This window comes from Pseudomonas sp. GD03842, assembly GCF_029841165.1.
Lineage (GTDB): Bacteria > Pseudomonadota > Gammaproteobacteria > Pseudomonadales > Pseudomonadaceae > Aquipseudomonas.
Window position 1 is genome coordinate 73852 of sequence record NZ_JAOCEA010000003.1, and the last position, 24787, is coordinate 98638.

Sequence of the window (24787 nt, forward strand, 5' to 3'; positions counted from 1 at the left end):
TCAGACAACTTATATGGAAATCAAAGACAGGATTTGACTAATGGCTGGAGCTCTTTACCGATCATGCCGCTGCCGTAATAGTCGATCCGGGTACGGTATCCCTTTGCAGTAACATCTACGAAGAAATCACTTTGTCCCGCTGATACGGTGCTGCCCCCGTGCTCGTTGGGCTGGATCAAAACGCTCAAGGGCGAGCCATACCAAGTGTATTTTTGCCAGTTGAAGAAAACGCATCGCGACACCTGGTCAACTGGTTTTGCAGAAGTGAACACTTCTGTGGGACCGTCTGCACGCTGCTCTTCAAACGAACTTGCGCACCCAGTCAAGACTAGGAAAACCAAAGCGGCTAACAGATTTCGCATTGTCACATCCCCTGTTGAGTAATAGAACTCTATCAGGAAGCATCCTCTGCGTAGATCCCCGCGCTTACAACCGCGCTTCCCACGATCATGCGGCCATAACCCAATGGAACAGGATTCCCTTGTGCCTGGGTATTGACTGGCCCATTGAATCCGTAGCTGGGCCGATTATCTGCTGAGTCTTGGCTGCCTAAGCCTTTAGGGGTTCCGGCGATCATCTGGGAAACCCCACCGAGCGCTAAAGACAAACCCACGGCTCCAGCTATTCCCCAAGTAGCAGCCCCGGCACCCACCGTACCGAATAGGCCCGCTCCCCCCGCTGCAATACCGCCTGAGAAAAAACTTGCCGCCGCAACAATCGCGACGCCCACCACGGTCTGCAGCAAACCAGCACGTTTGCTGCCCTGGATCACGGGAGCAATACGAATCTCGGCTCGCCCTGGCGGGTCGGTGAGCTCTTCCTTTCCGATATTGCGCTTGCCATGAAACACCGCGAACGCCATGCCCTTGTCTTTCGACTCAACCATGAACTGCTCGAAGCCAGGGAACAGCACACCCAGCGCGCGGCATGCCTCGGACGCGCTGTTGACGGCCAATGTGTGAACTCGTCCAAAGCGGGCGCCCAAGGTGCCGTACAGCCTGATCGTGCGCAGGCGTTCGTTCGGAGCGTAATTGACAGCGCTCATTTCAATAGATCCTTGTGTCGTAGAATAAGGCGGGTTGCCTCAGTCCAAAATGCCCCGTAGACGTCCCGTCGACCGTCACGGCCGTAGAGGTGGTGCAAGATTGAGCCGGGCGCCGGATAGTGTTCCGGCTCGGTCTTCAGGATGCCGTCGGCCAAGTAGATCCCGGCGTGATTCGGTACCGGCGACCGAACCTGCATGATGATCACATCGCCCTGCTGCAGGTCGTTCACTGAGGTGAATCCGGCATCCGCGTAGTTCTCCATGTACAGATTGCCGCCGTTGCTCCACCAGTCATCCTCCCGCCCGTATTGCTTGAGAGTTATACCAAGCTCACGCTGGTAGTAGTCGACAATCATCTGATAGCAGTCGAGCGTCCCATGGTGGAAAGGACGACCGATTAGCGGTGCTTGGTAGCCTGTAGGTGCAAAGCTTACGAGTTCTCCCGTAGCGATCCGACCTTCATCATCTTTGCGCACCTCAATGATGTGCCAAGGTAGGCCGCTAGCCTCGCACGCCACCAGGTCGGCCTCGCTTGGCTGGGGCGAGTAGTCAGGGTGGCTATGCACGACCGCCAGCACCGTTCCTCGGTCCTCGGCTGCTGCATACTCGGCGGGATCGATCCGGAAATGCTCGTTTCTCGAGGCGGCCACGTTTTGGCAAGGGAAGAAAACTTGTGCGCGCCCAGACCTGACAACTAAGCCGCAGGACTCGGCCGGATAGCAGGCTACAGCGTGCGCAGTGATGCTATCAATCGTCGATTTGGTTAACTTCATCCCACCCTCCCTGCCGACGGAAATGAGCCGAAACGTAGCTGCCCAGTCTCTCCGTAGCGGAACTTGCAACCCTTGAGGGTGCCGCTGCACATATCATTGGCGGCGTCCGTCGTGATGATGTCGTCCGAGGTCGCCACCGGCCCTCCTGTGTACCCGCAGTAGGGCCCACGGTATCCACCGATCGACAACCACTGGCAGCAGTTCGCGACGATTTGCCTCCCGGGCAATTGTTTGTTGTTCAGGCTGATCGCCGACGCCAGGGAAAATTCCACCTTGGTTTTGTCCTCACCGATCTTCTGCTCGATGTACCAGACGTCTGGGGAAAACTCCTCGTCAGGATCTGCTTCGGAGTTGCCGCCGGCGAAATTGACAGCATCGAGATAGCGGCCCAGCGTTCGGCGGCGGGTGAGTCGCGCCCCGATCAAATCCTCGAACCCCAAGCAGAGCGCACTGATGAAGCCAGTCACATTGCCCACCAGCAGGGACGGGTTCGGCTGCTGGGCATCGCCGGTGATCTCGAACTTGCTCGCCTGGATCGGCCATGGCGAGTATTCCAGCCCTTGCCACCAAATTGAGCCGATCTGGTTGTACCCATGGAATCGGTAGAGCTCGGCGCCGACGACTGTTGCGTCGAGTTCGAAAAGCTCCACGCGCGCCCCCGGCTCCAGCGTCTGGATATCGGCATTAATGCCCATGGTTACCTCACGGTGCGAAGAATTGATCGAATGTGGCGGTCAGCGTGTACATACCGCCACCGAGAGGAGTTATTCCGTAGGTTTCGCACGTCCACAGCGATTGCTCACCTAGCGGCGGAGTCCAATAGAAGGATTGGGAGCCGCCACGATCGAGCAAGAATTGCTTGATGGGCTTGATGTAGGCCTCAGAACCGCGAAAGGTCAGCGGCCAAGTCTCTGACCGATTGTTGATGCCGTCCGCTGCGACCTGCTTGTAGCCATCACCGAACTGCGCCTTCTTTGTCTTCATGATGCCATCGCCCGTGGGCTCAACGACTGGGCACCAGCTGAACGTTTCAGGCATCACTATCTCCCGTTGATAGCCCTGCGAATATTGCCTTGCGAGCCCAATGACTTCGCCTCAAGTTCGCGGTATTTCTGTGCAGCAATCTCACCCATCTGCCTACCGAATTCCTGGAGCCCGGTGGTATCCGTGGTGGCCTGGCTGTTTCCGTTGCTATCGATGTGGATGTTCACCTGAGGCGCTTGGCTAGTCGGGGCAGCGGCAGAGTTTGTACCGCCATGCCCGAGCCCAACGTACCCACCGTCCGTATAGCCTGGCTTTCCGGACTTGTTCAGCCGCTCGAGGTATGCGCGCATCCCTGGCTGCTGAACCACTTCCTTGCGAATGACCACTTCTCCGCCGTGGACCACGCCTTTTGGCTCGTACTTGCCGCCGTCACCGGTGTAGCCACCGTCCCAATGTTGAGCAGACAGCCAGCTTTGATAGGCCGTGCCTGTGTAATCAGAGGCAGCAGAGCCTGCCGACGCGCCACCACTGAACAGCCCGCCCAATGCCGAAACGCCAGCCGACAGCAGGCCAGTCGAGGCCTGTCGTGCGGCGATGCGCGCGAGGTCGGCCAGAACCGACTTAGTGAAGTCTGCAATCGAAGCTTTCCCGGTAGTGGCGAAGCTGACCACAGAGTCCTCAAGACCGCTGAAAACCCCTGTGAACAGACTTTTCGTCTGTCCCGCCACATCCTTGGCGCTCTGCAGATAGTCGTTGTAGGCGGCGGACGCTCCCTTGGTCCAGTCTGCCTGGGCGGCGTCGACGTCCTGGTAGTACTTCTGCTGCATGGCAAGGCGCTGGTCCAACGCACTCTTGAGCGCGGCGGTTTCCTTGTCATAGAGCTCGGTGCTGAATTGATCCTTGCTGCTCTTGTTGTAGTCCGAGGTCAGCTTGTCGAGTTGTGACTGGTACGACTGCTGGATGCTGCGCTGCTCTTGCAGTCGTTGCCGTTGAACATCGCCCAGGCCAATACCGGCCAGATTGTTGTCCAGCCCCTGCTGCGCGCTGGAAAGCTGGCTTTTAAGGTTCTCTTCGAATGCGGCAAGCTTGCGCTGGGTATCGAGCGCCTTCTCCCGCAGCGTATTCTCGTTTTCCAGAGCCGCGTTGCGCTTGAGCTGGGCGGTGATCAGATCCTGGCTCGCCAGCAGCGATTTCTGATCAGCCGTCAGCGTCTTCTTGGTCTTGATGTCGGCGAGTTGCTGCTCCCACTCGACCAGCTTTTTCGCGTTGGCGCCCAGTGTCTGACTGGCTGCGTTCTGGTCGCCGATCAAGGCGCCCTGCTGTTGCAAAGCTGCGTATTGCTGCCGGGCAGCGTCGAGCGCCTTGATACCGGCGTCTTCGCGGTACTGTGGGGTTTTCTTGACCGCCGGGTCTTTGTACTTGTCGTTGATCGCCGCGATGTCTTTCGCCTGCTGCTCTGCGGAGATCAATTGGGAGCTATCGCCGGTCTTCTTCGCCCGGGCGATGTTCCGCTCTACCAACAGGCGGTAATCAGCGACCTCGCGCGCACGCTTGTCCGCGTTGCTCTCCGTCTCCTTGCGCAGCTTGTCCAGCTTTAGCTGGTCATCAAGAGCCTGTTGCTGTTGCTGCTGCTGAAAACCTTTCGCGGCCGCCCGCCGCTCCTGCTCGGACTTCAGCACCAGCTTGTCGGTTTTCTCCCGCTCCAGCGCATCCTTGCGGAAGCTGTCATCAGGGGTCAGATTGCTGAGCGGATCGACAAGCTGGCCGCGCGAGTTCCGCTGGTTGCGCCGCGCCGCACTTTCGGCGATCGCGTTCAACTGCTCGTCAAGCTGGGCAATCTGCTGATCGAGAGTCTGCTCGCGGCCGATATTGAGCGCAGCATCCCATGCTTGCTTGGCTGCCGACTTGACCCCGGCCCACGCTGTCTCAAGTGTGCCGAGGCTGTTTTTGATCGAGGTCGAGGTACGGTTCAATCCGTCCTCATAGGCGGCAGTGGCGATTGCGGCCGCGTCCTGGGTCTTGCCCTGCTCCTGCAACGACCGGATATTTTCGTAGGTCGTTGCCGTCAGGAAATTCATCGACTCATTGAGTTTCAGAATTGCCCCGACGGGGTCTTTCGCGATCTGCTCGAAGTTCTTGACCGTTTCCTCGGCTGCGGTACCGGTAGCCGACTCAAACTTGATCGCCGCTTCTGCAATCGACTCGAACGCCGTCACCGGAATGCGAGTGGAACTGGCAACCTGCGCCAGCACTTCTGCAGCCTTGCCGACGGTGCTGCCCGACCGGGACACCTGCCGAGCGAGGTCAGCCAGTCCGCTCGCGCTGGTACCCGCCGTATTGCCCGTCATCGCCAACGCGGCGCTGTAGGCAGTGGCCTCGTCGCTACCCTGCTTGTAGGCCAGCGCCAGCACCGCAGCAGCGGCTGCCGCCACGGTAAAAGGATTGACCAAGCCCAGCACGTACCCGCCCAGGGCTTTAGCCGCGGGGCCAATGCCGCCGAACATATCTTTCAGTTGGCCGCCCTGCTGCAGCAACACGGTCAACGGAGCCTGCCCACCCTGGAGAGACACAGCGATATCGGTGAACTGAGCAGGCACGCCGCGCAGCGCGGCGTTGTAGGCCTTGGCGGACATCCCCCCCTTGGTCATCGCCGCATCAGTTTTGCCGATGGCGTCCCGCTGTTCGTTGAGCTTCTTCAGGTAATCGTCGAAGTCGCTCTTGTCCAGCCGCCCAGCAGCCCGATGCTTGCGCAACTGCTCTTCCATCTTGTCGAGCCGGCCGTAGGCGCCCACCACCGGGTCAATCTGACCGACCAGCTTTCCCAACTGATCGGCCTGATATTTGGCCTCCCGGGTCGTAGACTTGAGCTTGCGCTCCGCCTTATCCATGCCCCGCTCGAAACCGCCGGTGTTCGCGATCAGGTCGACCGTCAACGTGCCGAGATTGTCACCAGCCATTAATCACCCCTTCGCGCGTAGCAGCAACGCCAACAAATCTTGCGGCGTGGCCGCCGCTGGCTCGGGCCTGAACCCTCGATCCGGTAGAAAGTCGTCAAACTTGGCTTTTCCGCCGTGTACGTTGTTGAGCACGGTGGCCAGCAACGCAAAACCTTCCTCGAGCCGAATCCCGAGATTGAGCGGCCCGGTCTGTCGCCGGTACCGCATCCAGTCCATCGCCTCGACGTAGCTCAGCCTTTGCTTGGCTTCTGCGATCGTGCGGCCGCCGACCCCCGCGAGGACGAGCTCGTGCCAGAACTCTTCCTCGGGTTCGATTTTTTTTCGAGGACTTCCTCCGGCACCTTGTTGACCTCGCCGATCGCCGCAAGCAGGACGATGGCCAGTTCAGCGCAAAGTGGCCCGTGACCGGTCTCCGGACCGCCGACGACATCTGCCAGCGAGAAAACCGGTTTGCCGTCCTTGTCGACGATGCAGGAGGCGATCCGTTGCGCGGTGATATCCGCGCCCTGGTGCTGCGCATCCCAGCGCTGAGTAATCGAGATGAACGACTCATGGGCCACGTAAACTGTGGCCGTCTGAGGCTTGCCGTTCGAGTGCCAGGTGATTTCCTTCTTCACTGGCGGCGCAGCAAACGCGCCAGCAGCCGCCAGCGCTTGAATGGTGAGGTCCATGGAGTTTCCTTATGCGGAAGTCTTAGCGATCAGTGCAGGCTCGCCCGACACTTGGATACCGACGGTGGATTTGACGACATCGCCCAGGCCAAACGTGAACGGGAAGCTGTTCATGTAGCCTTCGAAGGTCAGCCAAGTTCGAGTGTTCGGCAGTTCGAAGTCGACATCGTCCTCGACTACGGCGCGCGCGGTAGCCCCGCTGCCAGACCCGCCCGTCAGCGAAACTGTCGGGGCACTGGTGTAGCCGGCGCCGGGGTTGGTGATGGTGAAGCCAGTGACTTTGCCGTCGGCGATCTGTGCGGTAGCCGTCGCGCCCGACCCGCCGCCGCCGGTGATGGCGACGGTTGGCGCCGAGGTGTAGCCGGTACCCGCCGAGTTCAGCACCAGTGCGGCCAAGGCGCCTGGCGTGCCGATAAGCGGCTGAATGCCTTCCTCGGTATCGAAGTTGTACCCGTCCGACCAGCCGACAGCCCACCTCAACTTGGTCCCAGCGATCTTCAACTGATGAAGACGCAGATGGACAGGGTTTTTGGGATCGATGTTCAGGCCGAAGGAAGCGGAACCTGGCTCCGCAAGCCCCGCTTCGTACTCACGTCCTTTCGAGGTCGTGCACGTCACATCAACCTGGGCAACCGAGGTGTCGATACCGTCGAGAGTGGTAAAGCAGCCGACGTTCAGCACGCTGTTATCGGCTGGGTCGATGGCGAACAGCTCGGTGCCTTGAACATTAATGGTCAATTTGAAAACTCCCAGATTTCCAGAGAAATCACTTATCAGCGGGCATAAAAAAACCCGCCGGAGCGGGTGGTTCTTTCAGAGTTTCCGGCTAGAGACTGACCAGCCAGGCAACATCGAAGCCTTTGCGGTAGTTCTTCGTCTGCGTATCGCGCGTGTCTACGCCGAAACCGGTGATATAGGCATGTCGGCCAATGGCTTTGCGCATCGCGACCATTACCGCCTCGGCCTGATTCGGGGTATCGGCGTAAATGTCGACCTGCAACCCATAACGGTCGGTGTCCGGCTGGCCATTGGCATAATTCAGTGGTGACCCGCTCACGACCTGCCAGACCGCGTAGGGCTTGGCCACATTCTGCGGTGCATCCCCGTGGGGGTAGAGTCGCAACGGGCTTTGACCGAGCAGAGCCGTTACCGCTGGATCTGCCGCGCAGACATTCACGATGGGAGCGGACATCAATCGACCCCGAGTTTGAGAAGCTGGAATTTCGCCGAGCTCAGGAATTCCTTGAACACGGCCTCTCGATTGTTCTGCAGCGCCGGACGGAGAAACGGTTTCGCCCGGTTTTTCTCGGTGCCGAGCTCGACCCACCACCAATAGAAAGTGTTGCCGCCGCCCTGCCCCCGGCTGCGCTTTCGCACACCTACCGACATGACCACGGCGCCGATCTCGACACCGATGGCCTTGCGCTGGACGAGCGCGATGTTTTTGGGGATGAAGTTTGCGGTCACTGGGTCATCGATCCGCGCAGCGCGGTCCTTCGCGTCGACCAGAACGATGTCCATTGCGTCCTTGGCCGCAGGCGTGACCACCTTGCGGCGCATTTCTTCCGTCAGTCCGCGAAACCTGGCCGATAGCGCATCGGCGCCGGTGAGCTTGTAATCGACCCAGTCAGCCATCGTTGACGCCCTCGCTCGCTGGGAAAGTCAGATATTCCTTACCTGAGGTCGGGTCCCTGAGCACGCCGTGGAGGTTGTAGATCTTGCCGTCATGCCGCGCCCGCATGTCCGCGGTGAAGCCATCGCGGTACCGGGTCACGATCCGGCATGTGACCTCGGACTGGGTAGACAGGGCCGCGATGAACTCGCGCACGCTCAAGTCCTTGATCGCTGCCCACACGGTCACGAACTCGACCCATGTCACGATTTCCGCGTTGGAGCCCGGTTCGTTGGTAGTGACCTTCCGCTCGAACGTCACGCGATGACGCAGATCCCCCGCTCTCATCACACCCCCAAGTCAACGCGAAATGGCGCCAGCAACGAACGAGCCCCCATGGGCAATATCGTCCCCGAAGTGCCGACGATGACATCTTCCCGATTTGCATACAGGTGGCCGAGGATCAACAAGCATGCAGCGGTGATCGACTTGTTAATAACGAGCGGGTCTTCGCCGGCTGAGCCATCCAGCACGGCTACAGCGAGCGCTTCAGGGTCGACGTAAAAAGACCGGTTGAGGAATGCGGAGGCCGACTCCTCTGCCGCATCCAGCAGCAGTTGCACATGCTCCTGGTCGGCGTCCTCCGCCCGGCAATGGCGCATCGCGACTGAGATATCGATCACCGCCATCTTAGTCAGCCTTCGACTTCGCCGACGACTTCTTGGGCTTGGCGTTATCGACCGGCGTGGCAATGGAATCGCTAGTGAGTACACCAGCGCCAGCCGCTTCTTCTTCGGCCAAGGTCACCGCTGGATCGCCATCAGCATCCTCTACCGCGTAGCCCTTCGTGATCAGTTCACGGCCATGCTGTTCGATGGTCTCGAACGGCGTGCCTTCAACCAGGGTCTGGCCGCCGAGATACAGCGGCTTGAGAGTCTTAAGTTTCATGAACGTCTCCTGTGGGGCCGCCAGGACGACGGCCCAGTCCGGATTAAGGAGCGGTTGGGGCAGTGAAGCTGCCGTAGATGAACGCCTCAGGACGCTTGACCGCCAGCGCCAGCCGTTCTTCGCAACGGATCGAGATCAGGTTCTTCTCGAAGTCATCGGCGTTCTCGGTAGAGATCACCACGTTGGCGTCTTCACGATCGAACAACTGCGCGCCGGTCTGAAACGCACCGGTCAGGAACTTGCCCTCGAAGCCAACGGCTTCGGTGGCCACCACTGGCAGTCCCCACAACACAGGACCGGCCAGGCCCAGCGGGTTCGCGAGGATGTAGCGGCCCAGGGTGTCCTTGGTCAGCTCGATCTTCGCCCAGTCGATGAAGTGCAGAACGTGACCGGACGCAGGCAGGCGAGCCAGTTGAGCTTGCAGCATGGCCAGGCGCAAATCGTCGATGCCCGACTGGTTCTCAACCTCGAATGCCGGGTCGAAAGCCGAGGCCTGCGGCACGATACCGTGCAGATGCACGCCGGTACCGTCGCCGAACAGAATCTCGCTCTCTTCCACATACTTCAGGCCGTAGCGCATCTCGACATCGATTGTGGAGCCAAGCTGCGCGAAGTCGTCCAGGATCTGCTTGGAAGCCTTGAACATGTGAGCGATAGTCGAAACAGCGGTGAGCTTCGACGCGAACGTGATGTTCGAGTAGGGCTTCTGAGTGCCCTCGGCCACCACTTTTGCCGCGTTGGTAAAACCGGTCTGCTGCACCCAGAAGATCGCGGGGGCAGTGGTTCGGCCAGGCGCGATCAGGTCGCGAATGAAGAGGCGTTGCTTCGGCGCTACATCGATGCCGGGCAACCGCTGCGGCTCGACAATCCCTGCCGGTACATCGGTGGACAGCAGCGCAGCGCTGACCGGGATATTCACGCGCTTTCCGCCTTCCACGCTGGCAGCGAACTGTTTCAGGGCCTCGCTCTTGACCACCGCGCCGCCCAGGCTGTCACGGGTCTGCGGCGCGCTGGCCGATGGCAGGCGGGCGAATTCTTGCTCGACTTCGCCGAGCTTGGCCTTCAGTTGCTTCTCGGCCTCGGTCAGAGAGTTGAATTTGAGGGCCAGTTCATCGACTGCAGCCTTCGTTTCGGTCGACAGGGCGCCGGCTTTCTTTGCCTCATCCAGCGCATTCTCGGCCTTTTTGCTGAAGTCGCTGGAAGCCTTTTCCAGTTCAGCGGTGACTTTTTTCAACAGGTCAGCAGTTTCGTCTGCCATGGGTTCAATCTCCGGTTACTTGAGAGCTGCTGCCGAAAACCGCGACATCGCGGCCTGTAGGTCGGCAAAGTGGTTGGCCAGATCGGCCTGGGGGTCGGCAGCGGTGCGCGTACCGGAGGGGGCAGCGCCGGGCGTGCCTCCCTTGAGTTCTTGAATCAGGTTGCGGCGCTCTGATCGCGGCATGCCCTGCTTGGCAAGGATGTTATCCAGGCGGCGTGCGGCGACCTGTTGTGGCGCAAGGGCCTGCGTCTCCTCCTGCGTGGCATCGGAGGGAAGTAATGCGTCGGCGAAACCAGCCTCGACCGCCGCGGTACCGCCCATCCACGTCTCGACATCCATCAAGCCCCTCATGGCTGCAGCATCGTCGCCGGTGCGAATCGAATAGATGTCAGCGAGGGTGCCGTCGATTTGGTCGAGGAAGTCCGCCACTTCGGTGAAGTCGTTACGGTCGCCAGCGGCGATCGTCCAGGCGTTGTGAATCATCATGAAACCGGCGCGGGCGATCTGGATCTCGTCGGCGGCCATCGCAATGAACGAGGCAGCAGACGCGGCCAGGCCCAAAACCTGAACGGTAACCTTGCCTTTGTGCTCGCGAAGCAGGTTGTAAATGGCCAACCCTTCGAAGACATCCCCGCCCGGGCTGTTGATCTTGACGGTGACATCCTTGTCGCCGATGTTGCGCAGCGCGGCGCTCACTCGCTTGGCGGTGACACCATCGCCTGTCCACCAGTCATAACCGATCGGGTCATACATAGTGATCGTGGCATCGTCGCTCGCGGCCGCCTTGATCGCCGGGTTCCAGCGCTCCATGGCCTTAGGCAGCAGGTCCGATTCCACGCGCGCGTGCGGACGCACCGACGGAGCCGCCGGTAGGTTCTTGATCGTCATGATTACTCCGCTGGCTCTGTGACTTTGAGCCGTGTGACCGAGAGAAGAGCGTGGGCCATCGCGGGCGCGTCGGGATCTCCGCCGTCCAGCGCCATGCAGATGTCTTGCAGCAATTGCCGGGTGGCCTGCACGTCGCTTTCCTTGTGCGCGTGAAGGGCCTTGGCCATAAATCGGTTGAATTTCGCCGAGACGTCGTCGGTCTGTCCGAGGCTTTCGAGCGAGACCATTGCCGACTGAACGGTATAGGTGTCGCCACCGGGTATCGGCGGCAGGTTCTCTAAACGACGCACTTCGTTTCGGCTCATCCAGCCGTTCATGAGAGCGGTGTTGTACCAGGCGCCACGCCCTGAGCTGTCGGCGCGCAGTAAACCCTCTACCGAGAATTCCGCGAAGTATTCATCGGCGTCTGCCTCACCGATCAGGCATCGGGTGATTTCCTGTTCGATGTTCACCAGCAACGGGCGCAGGCTGTTGGTCAGAAAGTGCAAGTTTTGCGCCTCGACGCTGGCCGCCCAGCTTGATTGCTTGTCCATGTGCCCAACCATGAAAGGCGGCACGCGGAACCACCGGCAAATCTCCTCAACGTTGAACGCCCGTGTCTCCAGCATCTGCGCGGCTTCAGGGTTCATCGTGATGCCCTGATACTTAAGGCCCGCCTCGAGCACCATGGTTTTGCCCGCGTTCTTGGAACTGCTGAACGCTGCCAAAGCCTTCTTCAGTTGCTCGCGCTGCTTCGGTGTAAGCGTACCGGCGCCCTGGGCGGCGCCGCCCTCGACCGTAAGGAAGCCGGAAGCCTGCAGGCCGTTGGCAAAGACCTTGGCCGCTGCTTCTTCGGACGCCATTGAAGCACCAATCAAATCCCGCCCTGTCGTTATAGGCAGCATCCCGCACACGCCATCGAGGCCAAAGCCGCGGATGTGCATGATGTTTTTTTCCGGGATGTCGCGCTCGACGCCGTTTTCGATGTAGGTGTACTTCAATCGGCCGTTGGCCTGCCGCTTGACCGTCATGCACTGCGGAAGCAGCGGGTCGAGCGCGACGATACGGCTGCCGATGAACTTTTTCTCGACGAAGGCGTTGCCACGCAGGCAGATACTTGCCACCACCATCAGCATGAAACGTTGCGGCGTCATTTCCGCATTGGGAGACCGGCACAACACCCGAAACAGCGGGTGATCCTTCGCGGACTCGCGTGAGCCATCATCTTTGCGTCGGTAGAGCTTCAGCGGCAGAGTCGATACCGACTCGGACAGGAGCCGTACACAGGCCCACACCGTGGAGAGACGGATCGCGCCGTCGACGGTAACGTTTTTGCCGCTGCTCGAGGTGCCGAACCACTCCTGCCAAAAAGCTTCGGTGGTCAGTCCAACAGGGACACCCAGCCAGTTCTGAAGAGCGGAGCGAATCCGCCCCGTTTTCTTGTTACTCGCCATCAGAGCCCTGCCATTATCGGGTCATCGAAGAAATCGTCGACGTTGCCGCGCGCTACGGGGTTGCGCGACATGAGCTCGACTGCGTTGAACAGCGCCATCAGGGGGTCAATCTTGGCCGTGCCAGAGGCCTGCTTTGTGATCAGGATCGCGTTACCGGCCGGAACGACTTTCGCGTTGCCACAGCACCAGGCCATCAGCGGCTGGCCGCCATGGACCAGGCCGCCCTCGGCCAGCTTGCGTTCTGTTGTTTTGATCGCACCGCACAGGCGCCAGCCTTGTGAGATACCGATGACCAGTTCTTTCGGGATTCCCAGAGAAATCAGCGCATCGAGAATCGCGCCCACGCCGGCCGGGTCAACGCCGATCATGTCCAGCAGACCGGATTCGTAGATTTGCAGAACCAGCTCGGCCACTTCATCGACGTCCTGGCCGATCCTGTCGACGAGGATCAGGTCGCCGTCTTTAGCGAAGTCGTGGAATCTCGGCGCTTCGCTTTTCCGTCGCTCCAGCACAGATGGATGAGCCCAGGCTCGCGTCCACGCGATCCACTCGCGTGTTATGGCATCACGGCCGACAGCAGCGAGGCCAAGCAAGTCGTCAAGGCCGCCGCCGTCGATGCCGACATCGATCACCTCGGCGCGTTTGATCAGTTGCTGCAGGGTGACTTTCTTGACCTTACCCTGGCGCTCCCAGAAGTCGGTGCCAGGCCAGCGATTAGCCCGCAGGTTCATGCCGATCTGGATGTTCAAGTGCTTGGCTAGAAATTTCTGCCGACTGCCCGGCTCCTTCTGGCTTTCCTTGATCATCTGGTCTTCCAGCCACTCAGCGCTGACCGACCGCCCCATGTTGGGGTTGGTGACGTAGAAGTTTTGAGGCTGCAGGTACTCCTCGGAGTCGATCATCGACTGGGGAAATTCGTACAGAACGCCCAGCGACTTCTTGTCCTTGACCTTGCCGTCGCGTACATCGCGGTAGTAATCGAGCTTTTCCTTAAAGACGCCCGCTGGCGGCTCATCGCTCTGCGTCGACAGGAAAATCACGAATCCTTCGTCACGCGAGATCAGCCCGCCCGTGGCCTCCATCAGCATCGCGTCGGCATTGGGCCGCTTACCGAAAACCCATAGCTCGTCGATCAGGATCTTGCCGGATTTCTTGCCCGAGACCGTGTCGGAATCGGCGGCGACCACCTTCAACGAAGCCTTGGTGTTGAGGTGAGTGATTGTGCGCAGGTGATCCTGCACGTTCATCATCTCCTCGAGGACCGGATCGGCCCGCACCATCGCCGCGGCGGGCTTGAAGCTGTTCTGAGCGACCTCGATCGTCGGGGCCAGGATCAACAGCTCCTCGTTTTCGCGCCAATTGCGCACCAGCGCCGTCACCATGATCCCGGCGGCGATGGTCGATTTCGAGTTTTTCTTGCTGATGAGCAGGAAGAACTCCCGGATCTTTTGCTGGCCGGTTTCGGCATCGTAGGCGCCGAACACGGCGGATACGAAGTCAAACACCCATTGTTCGCAGCACTCGCCGAATGTGGGTTGACCAGGTACATCGACGACCTTCAACGACTTGAACAGGTCGAGCGCTTCTTCGGCTTCGGTACGGAACAGCGGCGGAAACGGAATCAATGATTGCCGCGACAGGATGCGGCGCTCCCAGTCGGGGCACGCGGTTGACCACTCCATCACTTAACAACCTTGAGTGGCGGCTTTCCGGTGCCGTATCGCCCGGTAGCGGCAGTCTTGGCCGCGTCGACCTTCGCCTCTTTCTTCCCAGTCTCGCCCTTGCGCTGGTGAACGAACGGCATCAGTGCCTTCGCCGCATCGATCCGAAGCTTTGGGTCAGTCTCGGGATCGTTCATGGCGGCCAGCAGGTAGGCTTTCGGGTCCGAGTAGTGAAGTGCCTTGTTCAGGTCGAAAGCGGCAGTGAAATCCTCGTCTTCCGGTTCTGCACTGGCTTCGTCGGCAGGTTCCACAGCGGTTTCAGGCCGTTTGTCTTTAACAGTTTTTTTAACATCCCCCTTAACAGGGTGCAGTGCATTGAGCTTGTGCAACTCAGCGACCACATCCGGGTCCTTCGCCATTCGCGAACCGGCTGCGGACGCCGATTTCTCTGAGTATCCCGCGGCAATGGCTGCGTCTTTGTTGGACGCACCTTTCCTCAAAGCGTCAATAAATAGGCGCTTTTTGGATGTTAAAGCCATTAACAAAAATCCTACGGGAGGAAAAAAACTCTGAATGGGGTCGGGCGCGGTCTGGAGCATGAAAGGCACAGACTCTCAAGACACCCCCACCCATAGATTTTGCCTAACGCACCACAACGGTGCATGCGAAATGGGAATCTCTATCATTACCGACGAACGGTCACTGCCCACGCCGCTGCGCGTTCTCCTCACGCTGCTTCACCGAGGAGTGGCAGGTCGCGCAGAGAGACATCCAGTTCGATCGATTCCAGAACAGAGCCATGTCGCCCCTGTGAGCCTTGATATGGTCGACCACTGTAGCCTCGGTCACTCGCCCTTCACGTTCGCAGTACGCGCACAACGGGTGATGTCGAAGCCAGCCTTCACGCGCCTTCTGCCACTTGTAGCCGTAGCCGCGCTGGTGTGCCGTCGCTTTTGTTGCTCGCCAGGAGTCGGGGCCAATTACCGTGAGGCGCTCACCTTGGGTGCTGAGCCTGCTTCCCAGCGTCTTGAGCCTTGGCATCTGGTTCGGCCTTGCGTGATGGATTGATCAATGACCGCGCTCGGTCTGCGGCGATTGCGAACCACTTCGCCGCCCGAGAGCGCCGTGCCGCACATCCAGCGCAGGCCATCAGTGGGCCTGTGCGACCGGAGCAGTCTCATCGACAGGGGATTGCTCCACCTGCTTGATCAACTGCACAGCGAACCCGGCCTCCAAGACCAGCACCTTGCACCCAAGCGCCGAAAGCTTCGGCACCACGCTATCAATCAGCTTGGTTCGCTGGTCGGGCTTAAGTTGGTGCTCGACCTTGAGGATGAGCAGATCACCTGGCGCAGGCTGCAGAACGTTGGCATTGAGGCTCACGCCCAGTTCAAGGGATAGGTCTTGGATGTTCATGGTGCTACCTCGTAGGTGAAGTCGGTGTCGCGGTTCAGGTTGGTCACGGCGCGATGTGAGTCGAATTCCACAGCGGTCCGGATCGAGCGGGTGTATGGGGTGGTGGTCTTGCCTTCGAAGCGCTCGCGGTGGACAACGCGGCGACCGGACAGCAGTTCGATGACAACAGCACCGAGAACGTGGTTGACGGTGATCTTCATGAGTTACCTCGCGCCACGAAATGGACGCATCTGAAAACGTGGCGCGGCTCAACGGGCCTTCATCGCTGCCGAGTACAGCGACTCGCACAACTGGCCAGCTATTCGACTTCGGTCAAGCGCTGCTGCCAGGCTTCCCGCTTCTTCGTCAGCCTCTCGACGCAGGTCGGCGAGCAGATCGGCAAGGTCGTCTCTTGTCTTGCCTGTGCTGGCAAGGGAGACATCACAACGCTTTCGCTGGGCGAGCAGACCTGTGATCTGGTGCTGCAAGCTGCGAGCGCGGCCATCGGCAACAGCAACAGCAGCCGTAACACGCTGGGTTTGTTCAGTCGCATGGTCGGCCGCCTTGTTTGAGTCGTCTGTGAGCTGGCGCTGTAGCGTCAGTGTTTGTTTGATCGATGCGGCGCGGGCGCTGGCGGTGTCGCGCTCGTCGGTCACGGCAGCAAGGCTGGACTGGGCATGTTCGAGCCGGACGTAAGTCACACCGCCGAACAGCACCAGGGCCAGAACGACCCAAGCCCAGATAGGTACGAGCCTGAGTTCGTTCACGATCAATTCACCCCAGTCGCTTTTTCTACCGCTTCGGTCGCCTTCTGCGCTGCCTGATCTGCTTTGTTGGCAGCCGCTTCTACCTTGGGCGCGACACCGCGAATCAGGTCGATGTTCGCTTGGTTCAGCTCGCGGATTCGTTGAACCCGGCGCTCGTCTTGCCGTTCGTGCGACTCGACCAGCACCTTCACGGTTTCGGACGTGCTGGCCGCGTTGAAAGCACTGCCTGCCATGAAGCAGCAGAGGCCGACAAAGCACAGCAAAAGCCAACTTCCGTGCTGGTTCCAGAAGCGTCTACCGCGGCCTTGGCGGCGTTTAAGTTCTTCATCACTCATGGGGCAATCCTCGATTGGATCTGAGCCTTCAGGCTCGCGATCTCGTCGGTGAGGTAGCCGATCTGAAGTGTCATCTTGGCATTATCCGCTTTGATGTCTGCAAACTCCCTGATCAGCGTGTTGTTCTGCTCCCGTGCGGCGTCGCGTTGGCTTTCGACGTCTTTTCGTAGGGCTCGCTCTTCGGCAAGCGCGGCTACAAGCCGGTCAATCTCGCGGTTATCACCGCGCCGTTCCGACCATGCCTTGGGGAAGTAAATGACAGCCGTGACAACAGCAGCCGCAACCCAGCCGAGCCAGCCCGACAGTGTTGTTGGCAAGGTCTCGAACATTGGGCGTCCTTGGTGAATCGGAGGAAGGAAGAAAAATCAGCGATTGAAGCGGTGCAGCATGCCGCCTGGGCGAAGCTCGTCGACAATGACTTTGCGAATCCGTTTCGCGAACTGCTCGTCCTGCTCTTTCATACCCTGCGCGATTTCGGACTCGCTGATCTGGCAAGCGAGCAGGTCAAGGACTTTCTGGGCATCTCCACCGGCAATGGCCAGCTCAATCATCGATTTCGGTTGTTCCTCTTTGATGGCGAACTTGTCGGCGGACACCAGGATCTGCGAGCCCAGTCCAATGCCTGCGACGACTGGGTAGCCCCTTGCATTGAGCTTCATGTTCACTCGCCAGTCTTCAGGGAGCTTTTCGCTCTCGATGACTCCATCGCGAACCATGGCGCTTTTCAGGAAAACCTGATCAGCCTCAACCACGAACGGCTCATCCATTTTGCCGATCTGCACGCGCACCACTCCGTCCTGGATGACCGTCATGCAGTCGTTTGTGATACTGACCTTGGTGCCTGCCACCTTGGCGCGCTCAGCCCGAGCCGCGGCTTCTGCCACCGTCTCAGACCGGGAGTAAGTCAGGGTGGTACGGATGTCTGAGCCATCACGATCGTAGGAATGATCTTCGGTCGAGAACTCGGCGCTATCGCGGTAATCGCTCGGGATCTGATTGACCGCATCGCCGATGAGCTTGTATCGCTCCAGGGCGTTCGCTGGCATATCCCACTCTGCCCATTCTGCAGCAGTGATCGTCACCATCTGAGGTGCTTGAGACAACTCGCCATTCGTGAGCACCACAGGGATCGGCTTTCCATCGCGAGAGCGGCCACAGTACACAGCGTCAGCATCGGTGCCGCGAACACTGTTCAGGTCCGAATGCAGTTCAAAGGCGCCAGTGACAGTATCAATCTTCCAACCGGAGACACCCGGCACGTAGTTTTCGCTTTGCATCGTGTGCTCCAGAAGTGAAAAAGCCCCGGCAAATGCCGAGGCTCGAAATGTGTGATGTCTTTCCATCAGTCCGCCAAAGCCGCCCCCAGCACATCAGAGGAATGAGGCGCCTTGGCTGCCGGTGTTCTTTCCGTACGCGTGACTTCCGGCTATACCGCGTCCAGGCCCTACCCGTAGGCCCACCCTGGCTATGGTCACCTTTGCAACAAATTGGAGCGGATACAGGGAATCGAACCCTGATCAGCAGGGTGGAAACCTGCATAGCGACCGGCGCTACCCGCAGAAACAAAAAACCCCGCACTGGGCGGGGTTTGTCAAACGATCAGAATCTATTGTGGCCGCAAAGGAATAAATGCCTGGGTTAACTTTTCGGCCATGACCCCGTGAGCATCTACTTCCAAGATTTTCAACATAGCCTGATACGCCTCACGTCCACGTTGCGTAATTCCCACCACGCGCTCGAAGTGGGATTTAATCAAGCCATTCGCCGTGGTGTCGTAGATAACACCATCCCTTAGGCTCTTGGCGTAAGCCGAATCACGGCTGTGGAAAGACGTAGCACTTGCCCCATCAAACTCTCCGGCTAATTCGGCCTTCTCAAAAATATCCAGCAGTACGCCAATCACTGTCTCAGTCATTTTCATCTCCCTGATATGCCATTAGCGTTTTTCGCATGGCTCCCAGGAAATACCACAACTATGCGGCCAAGACAAAAACCCCAGCACTTGGCTGGGGTCTGATTGTTTAGGTGTCCGCGCTGCATGCGTTGAACACCGTGCCATGAAAACAGGTGTTTATCCGGCCTGAAAGAACTTTTTACGCTGCTTCGCGAAAATGTTCCAAAGCCGAATCAACCCATGCCACTCCCTGCCTGATCACTTCGCGGGCAGAGCGCTCCGACATCTTGTTAGCCTCCCCGATACGCACCATCGGCCATTTGCCGGCGAAGTACCACCAGATGAAGTCACCCATTTGCTGATTGCGCTTGATCAAACGGGCAATGATCGAGTCGACCACCATTGCAGCGTCATCAGTGATGACATAGGTCAGCTTGCTCGGTTCTGAACTGCAATGGTTCATCAGCGCTGCCAATGGCGAGACATAGCGCGGCACGCCCATCCCCGACATTCTCCAGCTTCCCCACTGCTCGAGCAGATACTCGGTGTCGCCCAATGGCTTGTCGGTGTAAGTGCGTTTCTTCATGCCGCCTTCCTCGGGTCAGGGTCATTGAGGCCAAACAACTCGCGCAGCAACTGGTTAGCAATCTGGTTCTTCGCATGCCCCTCGGTGATCCACCGGCGGGCGTAATCCTGAAAGCCAAGGCTGCCACGGTGATTACCCCAGTCGGCGACCATGTCCATCAGTGCCGCGGCGCCGATCCGACCATTGGGCTTGTCGAGCAACAGCCGGTTGCCCTGTTTCAGGAAGTCACGCTCGCCAGAAGTGAGGATCTTCCGAGGTGCTGCATTCGTCACGGAGGTCATTTCAAAATCTCCACAATCACTATGTTTTGGATACGGTCGCACGCCTTGCCCGGTGCGGGCTGGCGGCGATTCCCGATTTCACGGCATTGGGCGTATGTCAGGTTCAGAGTTGTCATGCGGCGCCACTCCAGACGTGCAAAACTTCGTTCGGCTGCTGGTCCTTGCGGGCCGCAATCGACACCGCGCGCGCCCATGACCGATAGGCCTCGGCGGGACTGTCACCAACGCCAGCCCATGGATGCCCGTCCGCCACGCACCAATAGGTGCCCCGGCTGCCTGTGATCTTCACCTTCGGCAGACGACCGGTGAAACCCACCTTCCCGCGCACGAGCCAGGCCTCCACGGCAGGCCAGATGATCTGCTGCTCTGGTTTCTTGAAGCCCTGCTTTACGCCGTTACTGATCACTTCGGCCAGGCCGTAGTCCTCGTTCGCCACCCACAGAGTGAAGCCCGTCGGGACGTGCTGGAGTTCGTAGCCCTTAAAACGCCACGCCCAATCATCGGGGAATTCGCGCAGTGACTCGGCGATGCGCTCGGCCTCGGGATATTTCGCCTCAGCCAATTGGGCAAGTGTCTGCCCATGCTCGAGCAGCACAGCCCCGGTCTCATTCGCCATCTGCGCCAACACCGATGGAGAAGCGTTTTCCCGAATCGACTTTGGCTTGAGCCAATCAAAAATTCGCATGGTCTGGTCTCCCTTTGCCGTATCTGCGAGTCGAACTTGGGCGGTTCATTTCCACATCTTCATCGCTGAAAGACCCAGGTATCAGTTCGACGAATCGGTGATAGGCCCCCTGGTGCTGAACACGGCAGGTGCCGGTGGGTCCATGGCGGTTTTTGTCGACGATCAGCTCGGTGACGCCTGCCTGCCCTGCTTCCGACTCGCCGTCGCGGTGGACGAGGATCACCACGTCAGCATCCGCCTCGATCTGCCCGGAATCGCGCAGGTCGCTCTTGGTCGGCTTCTTGCTGGCTCGGGCGCTAGGGCCGCGATTCAGTTGCGCCAACAGCAGGATCGGAATGCCGAGTTCCTTGGCCAGGCGCTTGATGCCCTTCGAAACGTCGGTGACCACCTCATAGCGGCTGGCTGATTTGCTCTCGCCATTGATCAGGCCCAGATAGTCAATTCCCACTATCCCCAGCCCGTGCTCACGCTTGACGGTGCGGCAGATCTGGCGAATGTCGCGCAGCGTCAGTGTGGAGTCGTCACAGAAGATCAGTGGTGCATCGTTGAGCTGGGCGACCGCCTTGGTGAGCCCCGGCCAGTCTGAATCGGCCATAGAGTGCCCTTCGGCAATGTGCTTCAGCTGGACGCTGCCCACAGACGACAACGACCGGTTCGTCAGTTCGATGTCTGTCATCTCCAGCGAGAAAACCAGCGCCGGGATCTTCTTGAGCAGTGCCACCCGCTCCGCCATGTTCAATCCGAGAGTGGTTTTGCCCTGACCCGGCGCACCGGCGACCACCACCACATGCCCAGGGCAAAGGCCCGGAATGAATTCGTCCAACGAAGGCAGGCCAGTATCAAAACCAAGGGAAACCGCCCGGTTGAAACGCCGGTCGATCCCATCCATGGCTTCCGGAAGGATCTCGCCGATAAACCGGTACCGGCGCCGGGCATCAGTTCCTTCCGACTCCAGCGCCAGCCATGCTTGCTGTCCCTGCGCCATGACCTCGTCAAGGGGATCGCCAGCCATGAGGCGCTCAGCCATAGCTTGGCCTGCCATGATCACGCGGCGAGCTACAGAGCGTTCTTTGACGATCTTGGTGTAGGCATCGAAGTTCGCAGCGCTCGGGGTGCCCTGCACGATCTTAGCCGCCACCGCCAGCGTGCTCTGGCTGTCCGCAAGGTGCGAGCGAGCATCGGATAGGGTCACTACGTCGATCCCTATCGACTTCGAGCGCAGCGCTAACAGCAACTCGAACAGTTCCGCGCAGGCCGGGTGGTGGAAGTCCTGCACCTGCAGCCGGCCGCCAGCGTCGTCGATCAGGTCGTTCTGCTGGATCATGCTGCCGATCAGTGCGTACTCGGCTTCGTGGCTGTACAGCTTCGATTCCAGCGGCCCACCGTGCTCAGGTGGCGACTCCATCAGGAAGGCGTTCATACGGCACCTCCCGCACGGGCGGACACCCAAGTGAACGGCGCCAGCAGGCCACCATTCTCGCGCAAGCGGTCAACGGCACGCGGGCCAATGAATTCGTGAAGGCTGTCCTTCGTCTGGTTGCTCACCAAAACGCTCGGAAGCACACGCTGATAGCGGGCATCGATGACTTCGTGAAGCAGGCTCGGCGTGAAATCCTTGCCGGGCTTTGGCGTGTGGAAGCCCACCTCATCGATCACCAACAGATCCACACCCGTCAGTTCTGCGATCAGCTCAGACTTCGATGGCCCGGCATTGCTACGGAAGCTGTCGGTCACCGCTTGAGTGATCGATTCGGCGGTGACGATCAGGCCTGTCTTGCCTTCGTGACGAACAATGTGCTGCAGGATGGCGCAGGCCAGGTGGGTCTTGCCACACCCGATCTCACCCAGCAGCATCAGGGCGCGACCGTCCTTGGCGTGCTGCTCGAAACCCTCTGCGTATCCACGGCAGATGTTGAGCGCCCGCTGCTTGGCCCTATCGCCATCCGTGAGGTACGTGGCAAAGCTGCAATTGCGGAACCGTGGCGTGATGCCCGTGGCCAATAAAGCGGCGTTGAGGTCTTCGGCCATGTCCTCGGCGAGAGCGTTGCGGTACTCGTCTTGGTCTTTCGGCGTGTTGTTCAGGGCCTGCCAACGGCATGCTGGGCAAACGCTGGGCTTCCATGAACCGTCAAACTGCTCGACCAAGCTGCGCTGGTGCTGGATGTGCCCCGCGACGCCACAAGAGTGCATGCGCGTTTCGGCCAGCCTTGGCGCCGGGCTGAATTTAGAAACGGTCATTAGGGTAATCCTCTTGGTGATGCGACGGGACGGACAGCACGGCGCTTTGTTGGCGGGTCTTCGCTCCACTCCCCGGCAAAACCGAATCTGGGTAAACATCGCTCCAACTGCTGGTGGTGGATTTATCGAGCACGGCATCCGGATCGGGATGGCTGGCCAGTTTCATCGCGATGTTCTCGCAGGCTTTCCGAGTCAGTGGTGCCCGCTTGGCTTTCCGCATTTCGCAAAAATCCGCCCAGGCTTGTTCTGATGCGTTCGAGGGCTTGGCAGTGAGCGGGTCAAATTTCGAGCTTTTCGATTTCCCCGACTTCGGTGCGTCAGCGCCTTCTTTTTGGTTAAGGATGGGTAATGGGTGGTTAACTGATGGATTGGGTGCACGCTGTGCACCCCGTTCTGTCGTGGCGTGCACCCCGTTGTGTTCTGGCGTGCACCCCGTTGCGTCGTGGCATGCACCCGGTGCACACGGTGCACCCCGTTCCATGGCCAGGTCGTAACAGACCGGCACACGGTCACGCTGGCTGATGTAGGCCGATGCAATCGCCTGATTCCCGCGCTTGATCAAACCCATTTCCTCGAGTTCGCGAAGACGATACTGGACGGTTCGAGGCGCCAGGCCGGTGTCCTGTGCGAGGCTTGATACGGCCGGAAATGCCGCACGGCCCGATTGGTCGGCATAATTGGCCAGACACAGCAGGACGTGACGAGCGTGCGACTCCGTGATGATCTGCTGTGACAGCGCCCATGACATAGCTTGCACACTCATATGTCGAGCTCCATGCAGACGCGAGCAACAAAGGCGCCGTAGCTCTCGCTCATCACAACACCTCGATCTTCCAGCGCGCGCCGGGTCGCCTTCGCCGACTCATAAATCTGCCAGCGGTCACGCTCCGGCAAGTGGCGACCATTTGTGTAGGTCGGCCATGGTCCGGCCACCACCTCTGCAGGTGGCAAACTACCCGGATTTTGGGTAGTTGATGGGGATGTAATGGTCATTGTGGCTTCCCTCCTCCGACTACGGCCAGAACCGGCGGAAGCTTGGGACCAAAAGGCGCACCAGGGGCAAAAGGGTCTGGAAGCAGGTGGCGCGGGCATTCGTGGAGAAAGTCCGCAAAGGCAAGATGGCACGCGTTGAAGAGAGGCGTGTCCTTCCAATCCTGACCACGATGCACAGCACTCTCTTCAAGAGCTTCGACAAAGACAATTTCCGCGATGCCGGACACACCGTCAGCCCTCGCCTTTTCGCGTTCTATGACGTTCACGCCCAGCAGGTCGCACACGCGATCAAAGCCCAGTCCTGCGTACAAACCTTCCGTATCGAGCATGAGCGAACGACCAAACGAGCTCAGGACTTTGCGCAGGTCCTCGCGTTGTTGTACGCAATGCTGCACGGCCTGCTCCTGAAGCTCTCGCACGCGGTCAGTTGTGAATGGTAGGTAGCGGCGCAACTTCCCAGCCTCGCGGCTAAGAGCGCGGCTCTCCTCGCGGATGCGTTCCAAACGCTCACCGAAGATCCGGCAGATTCGACGAGTTGTGATCAGGCTGGTACCCAGCGTGGCTCCCGGCTTGCTCGCAATTTCGACGAGAGCTGTAACAACACTGAAGTTCTTTGGCAGCGCAGCAGTATTTGCTGTTTTCATGCTGAAGCCCTCGGGCGAATTTTGAACCGTCCCTGGCGGATCTCTGGGTGGGTCGCGCGCTCGGCTGTGACGTAGGTGCATTCACCAACGAAGCGATCAAAGCGGCGGGTAATATCGGCAATCGGCCAGATGGCGTAGGGCTGCGCGCCTTCATCAGCGTGCTTGCTGCGAACCATGGCGAACGGCAGCGGCGCGCCAGGCACGTCACGCATAACAGCGTTGATTACCCATGGCGGGATGCCGTGGCGCAGGTTGATGCGCTCGCGGATGCAGGTCATCGACTCGAAACCTGCTGGCCTCGAATCCAGATACCGGACCTGTTCAACGCTGGAGACGCGACTTTCGATGCGTTCCAGGGCCACCTGCTGCTCGGCCTGCTGACGCTCGATGTTGATCACCGCCTGGGCTTGCGCGAGCAGTTGCTCGCCGGGCGTCATAGGGCGCTGGTAGCTACCGGTCTTGCGGATGGATGGCAGCACCTCGGCCACGACCCATTCTTCAAAGCGCTCTGCTGCAGGAAGGTTCGATTTCATCACTAAGCGATACACGTCTCGCTCCGGGATGATCGTCATGAAACCACCACCCTGTTTCGGGGTAGTGGTAGCGGCTTTGCAATGTCGGGCTACGGCGTTTTCTGGCTTAACGTATCCAAGGGCCACCGCAATATCGTTCGCCACAAACCAAGGATCGCCCTGCTCATCAGTGGTCACGCGCACGCAGGCGCCGCTGAAATTGAAAA

36 protein-coding genes and 1 tRNA gene are annotated in these 24787 nt (G+C 59.5%); all 37 read right to left on the reverse strand.

Features of this window, described 5'->3' with window-relative positions; translation table 11 throughout:
* Positions 1-20 precede the first annotated feature (20 nt).
* A complete protein-coding gene (locus N5D61_RS05140; RefSeq protein ID WP_279891212.1) occupies positions 21-362 on the reverse strand; it encodes a hypothetical protein in 342 nt (113 codons plus the stop codon).
* A gap of 32 nt (positions 363-394) precedes the next feature.
* Positions 395-1045, reverse strand: a complete 651-nt coding sequence (locus N5D61_RS05145) for a tail assembly protein (RefSeq protein WP_279891214.1) — start codon at positions 1043-1045, stop codon at positions 395-397.
* Positions 1042-1818 carry a Mov34/MPN/PAD-1 family protein gene (locus N5D61_RS05150; protein ID WP_279891216.1) on the reverse strand — a complete coding sequence of 259 codons (777 nt, stop codon included), beginning with the start codon at positions 1816-1818 and terminating at the stop codon, positions 1042-1044. Before N5D61_RS05150 ends, N5D61_RS05145 begins: the two co-directional genes overlap by 4 nt.
* On the reverse strand, positions 1815-2513 hold the full coding sequence (locus N5D61_RS05155) for a phage minor tail protein L (protein WP_279891217.1): 699 nt from the start codon (positions 2511-2513) through the stop codon (positions 1815-1817). The genes N5D61_RS05150 and N5D61_RS05155 overlap by 4 nt, the downstream gene beginning before the upstream one ends.
* A gap of 7 nt (positions 2514-2520) precedes the next feature.
* Positions 2521-2856: a phage tail protein gene (locus N5D61_RS05160; protein WP_279891218.1), complete on the reverse strand. Its 336-nt coding sequence runs from the start codon at positions 2854-2856 to the stop codon at positions 2521-2523.
* Positions 2857-2858: 2 nt separating this feature from the next.
* The gene (locus N5D61_RS05165) at positions 2859-5759 is read right to left on the reverse strand and encodes a phage tail tape measure protein (protein ID WP_279891220.1); all 2901 of its coding nucleotides are present in this window, start codon (positions 5757-5759) and stop codon (positions 2859-2861) included.
* A 3-nt stretch (positions 5760-5762) separates the two neighbouring features.
* Positions 5763-5975 (reverse strand): hypothetical protein, encoded by a 213-nt coding sequence (locus tag N5D61_RS05170; RefSeq protein ID WP_279891221.1) that lies wholly within the window; start codon positions 5973-5975, stop codon positions 5763-5765.
* Between the two features lie 14 nt (positions 5976-5989).
* Positions 5990-6430 carry a phage tail assembly chaperone family protein, TAC gene (locus tag N5D61_RS05175; RefSeq protein ID WP_279891223.1) on the reverse strand — a complete coding sequence of 147 codons (441 nt, stop codon included), beginning with the start codon at positions 6428-6430 and terminating at the stop codon, positions 5990-5992.
* A 9-nt stretch (positions 6431-6439) separates the two neighbouring features.
* The gene (locus N5D61_RS05180) at positions 6440-7168 is read right to left on the reverse strand and encodes a phage tail tube protein (RefSeq protein WP_279891224.1); all 729 of its coding nucleotides are present in this window, start codon (positions 7166-7168) and stop codon (positions 6440-6442) included.
* 88 nt (positions 7169-7256) lie between these two features.
* Positions 7257-7622 carry a DUF3168 domain-containing protein gene (locus tag N5D61_RS05185; RefSeq protein ID WP_279891225.1) on the reverse strand — a complete coding sequence of 122 codons (366 nt, stop codon included), beginning with the start codon at positions 7620-7622 and terminating at the stop codon, positions 7257-7259.
* The gene (locus tag N5D61_RS05190) at positions 7622-8065 is read right to left on the reverse strand and encodes an HK97-gp10 family putative phage morphogenesis protein (protein ID WP_279891226.1); all 444 of its coding nucleotides are present in this window, start codon (positions 8063-8065) and stop codon (positions 7622-7624) included. Before N5D61_RS05190 ends, N5D61_RS05185 begins: the two co-directional genes overlap by 1 nt.
* Positions 8058-8390 carry a phage head closure protein gene (locus tag N5D61_RS05195; protein ID WP_279891228.1) on the reverse strand — a complete coding sequence of 111 codons (333 nt, stop codon included), beginning with the start codon at positions 8388-8390 and terminating at the stop codon, positions 8058-8060. Before N5D61_RS05195 ends, N5D61_RS05190 begins: the two co-directional genes overlap by 8 nt.
* Positions 8390-8731, reverse strand: coding sequence for a head-tail connector protein (locus tag N5D61_RS05200; RefSeq protein ID WP_279891230.1), 342 nt, complete (start codon positions 8729-8731; stop codon positions 8390-8392). Before N5D61_RS05200 ends, N5D61_RS05195 begins: the two co-directional genes overlap by 1 nt.
* Before the next feature lies 1 nt (position 8732).
* The gene (locus N5D61_RS05205) at positions 8733-8990 is read right to left on the reverse strand and encodes a hypothetical protein (protein WP_279891231.1); all 258 of its coding nucleotides are present in this window, start codon (positions 8988-8990) and stop codon (positions 8733-8735) included.
* A 43-nt stretch (positions 8991-9033) separates the two neighbouring features.
* Positions 9034-10248: a phage major capsid protein gene (locus N5D61_RS05210; protein WP_279891232.1), complete on the reverse strand. Its 1215-nt coding sequence runs from the start codon at positions 10246-10248 to the stop codon at positions 9034-9036.
* Between the two features lie 15 nt (positions 10249-10263).
* Positions 10264-11136, reverse strand: a complete 873-nt coding sequence (locus tag N5D61_RS05215) for a head maturation protease, ClpP-related (RefSeq protein ID WP_279891233.1) — start codon at positions 11134-11136, stop codon at positions 10264-10266.
* Positions 11137-11138: 2 nt separating this feature from the next.
* Positions 11139-12569 (reverse strand): phage portal protein, encoded by a 1431-nt coding sequence (locus N5D61_RS05220; protein WP_279891234.1) that lies wholly within the window; start codon positions 12567-12569, stop codon positions 11139-11141.
* The gene (locus tag N5D61_RS05225; RefSeq protein WP_279891236.1) at positions 12569-14251 is read right to left on the reverse strand and encodes a terminase large subunit; all 1683 of its coding nucleotides are present in this window, start codon (positions 14249-14251) and stop codon (positions 12569-12571) included. The genes N5D61_RS05220 and N5D61_RS05225 overlap by 1 nt, the downstream gene beginning before the upstream one ends.
* Positions 14251-14769, reverse strand: a complete 519-nt coding sequence (locus N5D61_RS05230) for a terminase small subunit (protein WP_279891237.1) — start codon at positions 14767-14769, stop codon at positions 14251-14253. Before N5D61_RS05230 ends, N5D61_RS05225 begins: the two co-directional genes overlap by 1 nt.
* A gap of 160 nt (positions 14770-14929) precedes the next feature.
* Positions 14930-15271 carry an HNH endonuclease signature motif containing protein gene (locus tag N5D61_RS05235; protein WP_279891238.1) on the reverse strand — a complete coding sequence of 114 codons (342 nt, stop codon included), beginning with the start codon at positions 15269-15271 and terminating at the stop codon, positions 14930-14932.
* A gap of 108 nt (positions 15272-15379) precedes the next feature.
* Positions 15380-15646: a hypothetical protein gene (locus N5D61_RS05240; protein WP_279891239.1), complete on the reverse strand. Its 267-nt coding sequence runs from the start codon at positions 15644-15646 to the stop codon at positions 15380-15382.
* Positions 15643-15846, reverse strand: coding sequence for a hypothetical protein (locus tag N5D61_RS05245; RefSeq protein WP_279891240.1), 204 nt, complete (start codon positions 15844-15846; stop codon positions 15643-15645). The genes N5D61_RS05240 and N5D61_RS05245 overlap by 4 nt, the downstream gene beginning before the upstream one ends.
* A gap of 48 nt (positions 15847-15894) precedes the next feature.
* Positions 15895-16392, reverse strand: coding sequence for a DUF2514 family protein (locus N5D61_RS05250; protein ID WP_279891607.1), 498 nt, complete (start codon positions 16390-16392; stop codon positions 15895-15897).
* Positions 16393-16394: 2 nt separating this feature from the next.
* Positions 16395-16727, reverse strand: a complete 333-nt coding sequence (locus tag N5D61_RS05255; protein ID WP_279891241.1) for a hypothetical protein — start codon at positions 16725-16727, stop codon at positions 16395-16397.
* The gene (locus N5D61_RS05260; RefSeq protein WP_279891242.1) at positions 16724-17056 is read right to left on the reverse strand and encodes a hypothetical protein; all 333 of its coding nucleotides are present in this window, start codon (positions 17054-17056) and stop codon (positions 16724-16726) included. Before N5D61_RS05260 ends, N5D61_RS05255 begins: the two co-directional genes overlap by 4 nt.
* 36 nt (positions 17057-17092) lie before the next feature.
* A complete protein-coding gene (locus N5D61_RS05265; RefSeq protein WP_279891243.1) occupies positions 17093-18004 on the reverse strand; it encodes a hypothetical protein in 912 nt (303 codons plus the stop codon).
* A 211-nt stretch (positions 18005-18215) separates the two neighbouring features.
* A tRNA-OTHER gene (locus N5D61_RS05270) sits at positions 18216-18285 on the reverse strand.
* Positions 18286-18333: 48 nt separating this feature from the next.
* Positions 18334-18642, reverse strand: coding sequence for a hypothetical protein (locus tag N5D61_RS05275; RefSeq protein ID WP_279891244.1), 309 nt, complete (start codon positions 18640-18642; stop codon positions 18334-18336).
* Between the two features lie 178 nt (positions 18643-18820).
* Positions 18821-19207: an antiterminator Q family protein gene (locus tag N5D61_RS05280; protein ID WP_279891256.1), complete on the reverse strand. Its 387-nt coding sequence runs from the start codon at positions 19205-19207 to the stop codon at positions 18821-18823.
* Complete coding sequence (locus N5D61_RS05285) at positions 19204-19488, reverse strand: hypothetical protein (protein ID WP_279891258.1); 285 nt, start codon at positions 19486-19488, stop codon at positions 19204-19206. Before N5D61_RS05285 ends, N5D61_RS05280 begins: the two co-directional genes overlap by 4 nt.
* A 112-nt stretch (positions 19489-19600) precedes the next feature.
* Positions 19601-20173, reverse strand: a complete 573-nt coding sequence (locus N5D61_RS05290; protein ID WP_279891260.1) for a hypothetical protein — start codon at positions 20171-20173, stop codon at positions 19601-19603.
* A complete protein-coding gene (locus N5D61_RS05295) occupies positions 20160-21593 on the reverse strand; it encodes a DnaB-like helicase C-terminal domain-containing protein (protein ID WP_279891262.1) in 1434 nt (477 codons plus the stop codon). The genes N5D61_RS05290 and N5D61_RS05295 overlap by 14 nt, the downstream gene beginning before the upstream one ends.
* Positions 21590-22411, reverse strand: coding sequence for an ATP-binding protein (locus N5D61_RS05300; protein WP_279891263.1), 822 nt, complete (start codon positions 22409-22411; stop codon positions 21590-21592). The genes N5D61_RS05295 and N5D61_RS05300 overlap by 4 nt, the downstream gene beginning before the upstream one ends.
* Positions 22398-23174, reverse strand: coding sequence for a helix-turn-helix domain-containing protein (locus N5D61_RS05305; RefSeq protein ID WP_279891266.1), 777 nt, complete (start codon positions 23172-23174; stop codon positions 22398-22400). Before N5D61_RS05305 ends, N5D61_RS05300 begins: the two co-directional genes overlap by 14 nt.
* Complete coding sequence (locus tag N5D61_RS05310) at positions 23171-23404, reverse strand: hypothetical protein (RefSeq protein ID WP_279891268.1); 234 nt, start codon at positions 23402-23404, stop codon at positions 23171-23173. Before N5D61_RS05310 ends, N5D61_RS05305 begins: the two co-directional genes overlap by 4 nt.
* Positions 23401-24048: a hypothetical protein gene (locus tag N5D61_RS05315; RefSeq protein WP_279891269.1), complete on the reverse strand. Its 648-nt coding sequence runs from the start codon at positions 24046-24048 to the stop codon at positions 23401-23403. Before N5D61_RS05315 ends, N5D61_RS05310 begins: the two co-directional genes overlap by 4 nt.
* The gene (locus N5D61_RS05320; RefSeq protein ID WP_279891270.1) at positions 24045-24764 is read right to left on the reverse strand and encodes a BRO family protein; all 720 of its coding nucleotides are present in this window, start codon (positions 24762-24764) and stop codon (positions 24045-24047) included. The genes N5D61_RS05315 and N5D61_RS05320 overlap by 4 nt, the downstream gene beginning before the upstream one ends.
* Positions 24765-24787 lie beyond the last annotated feature (23 nt).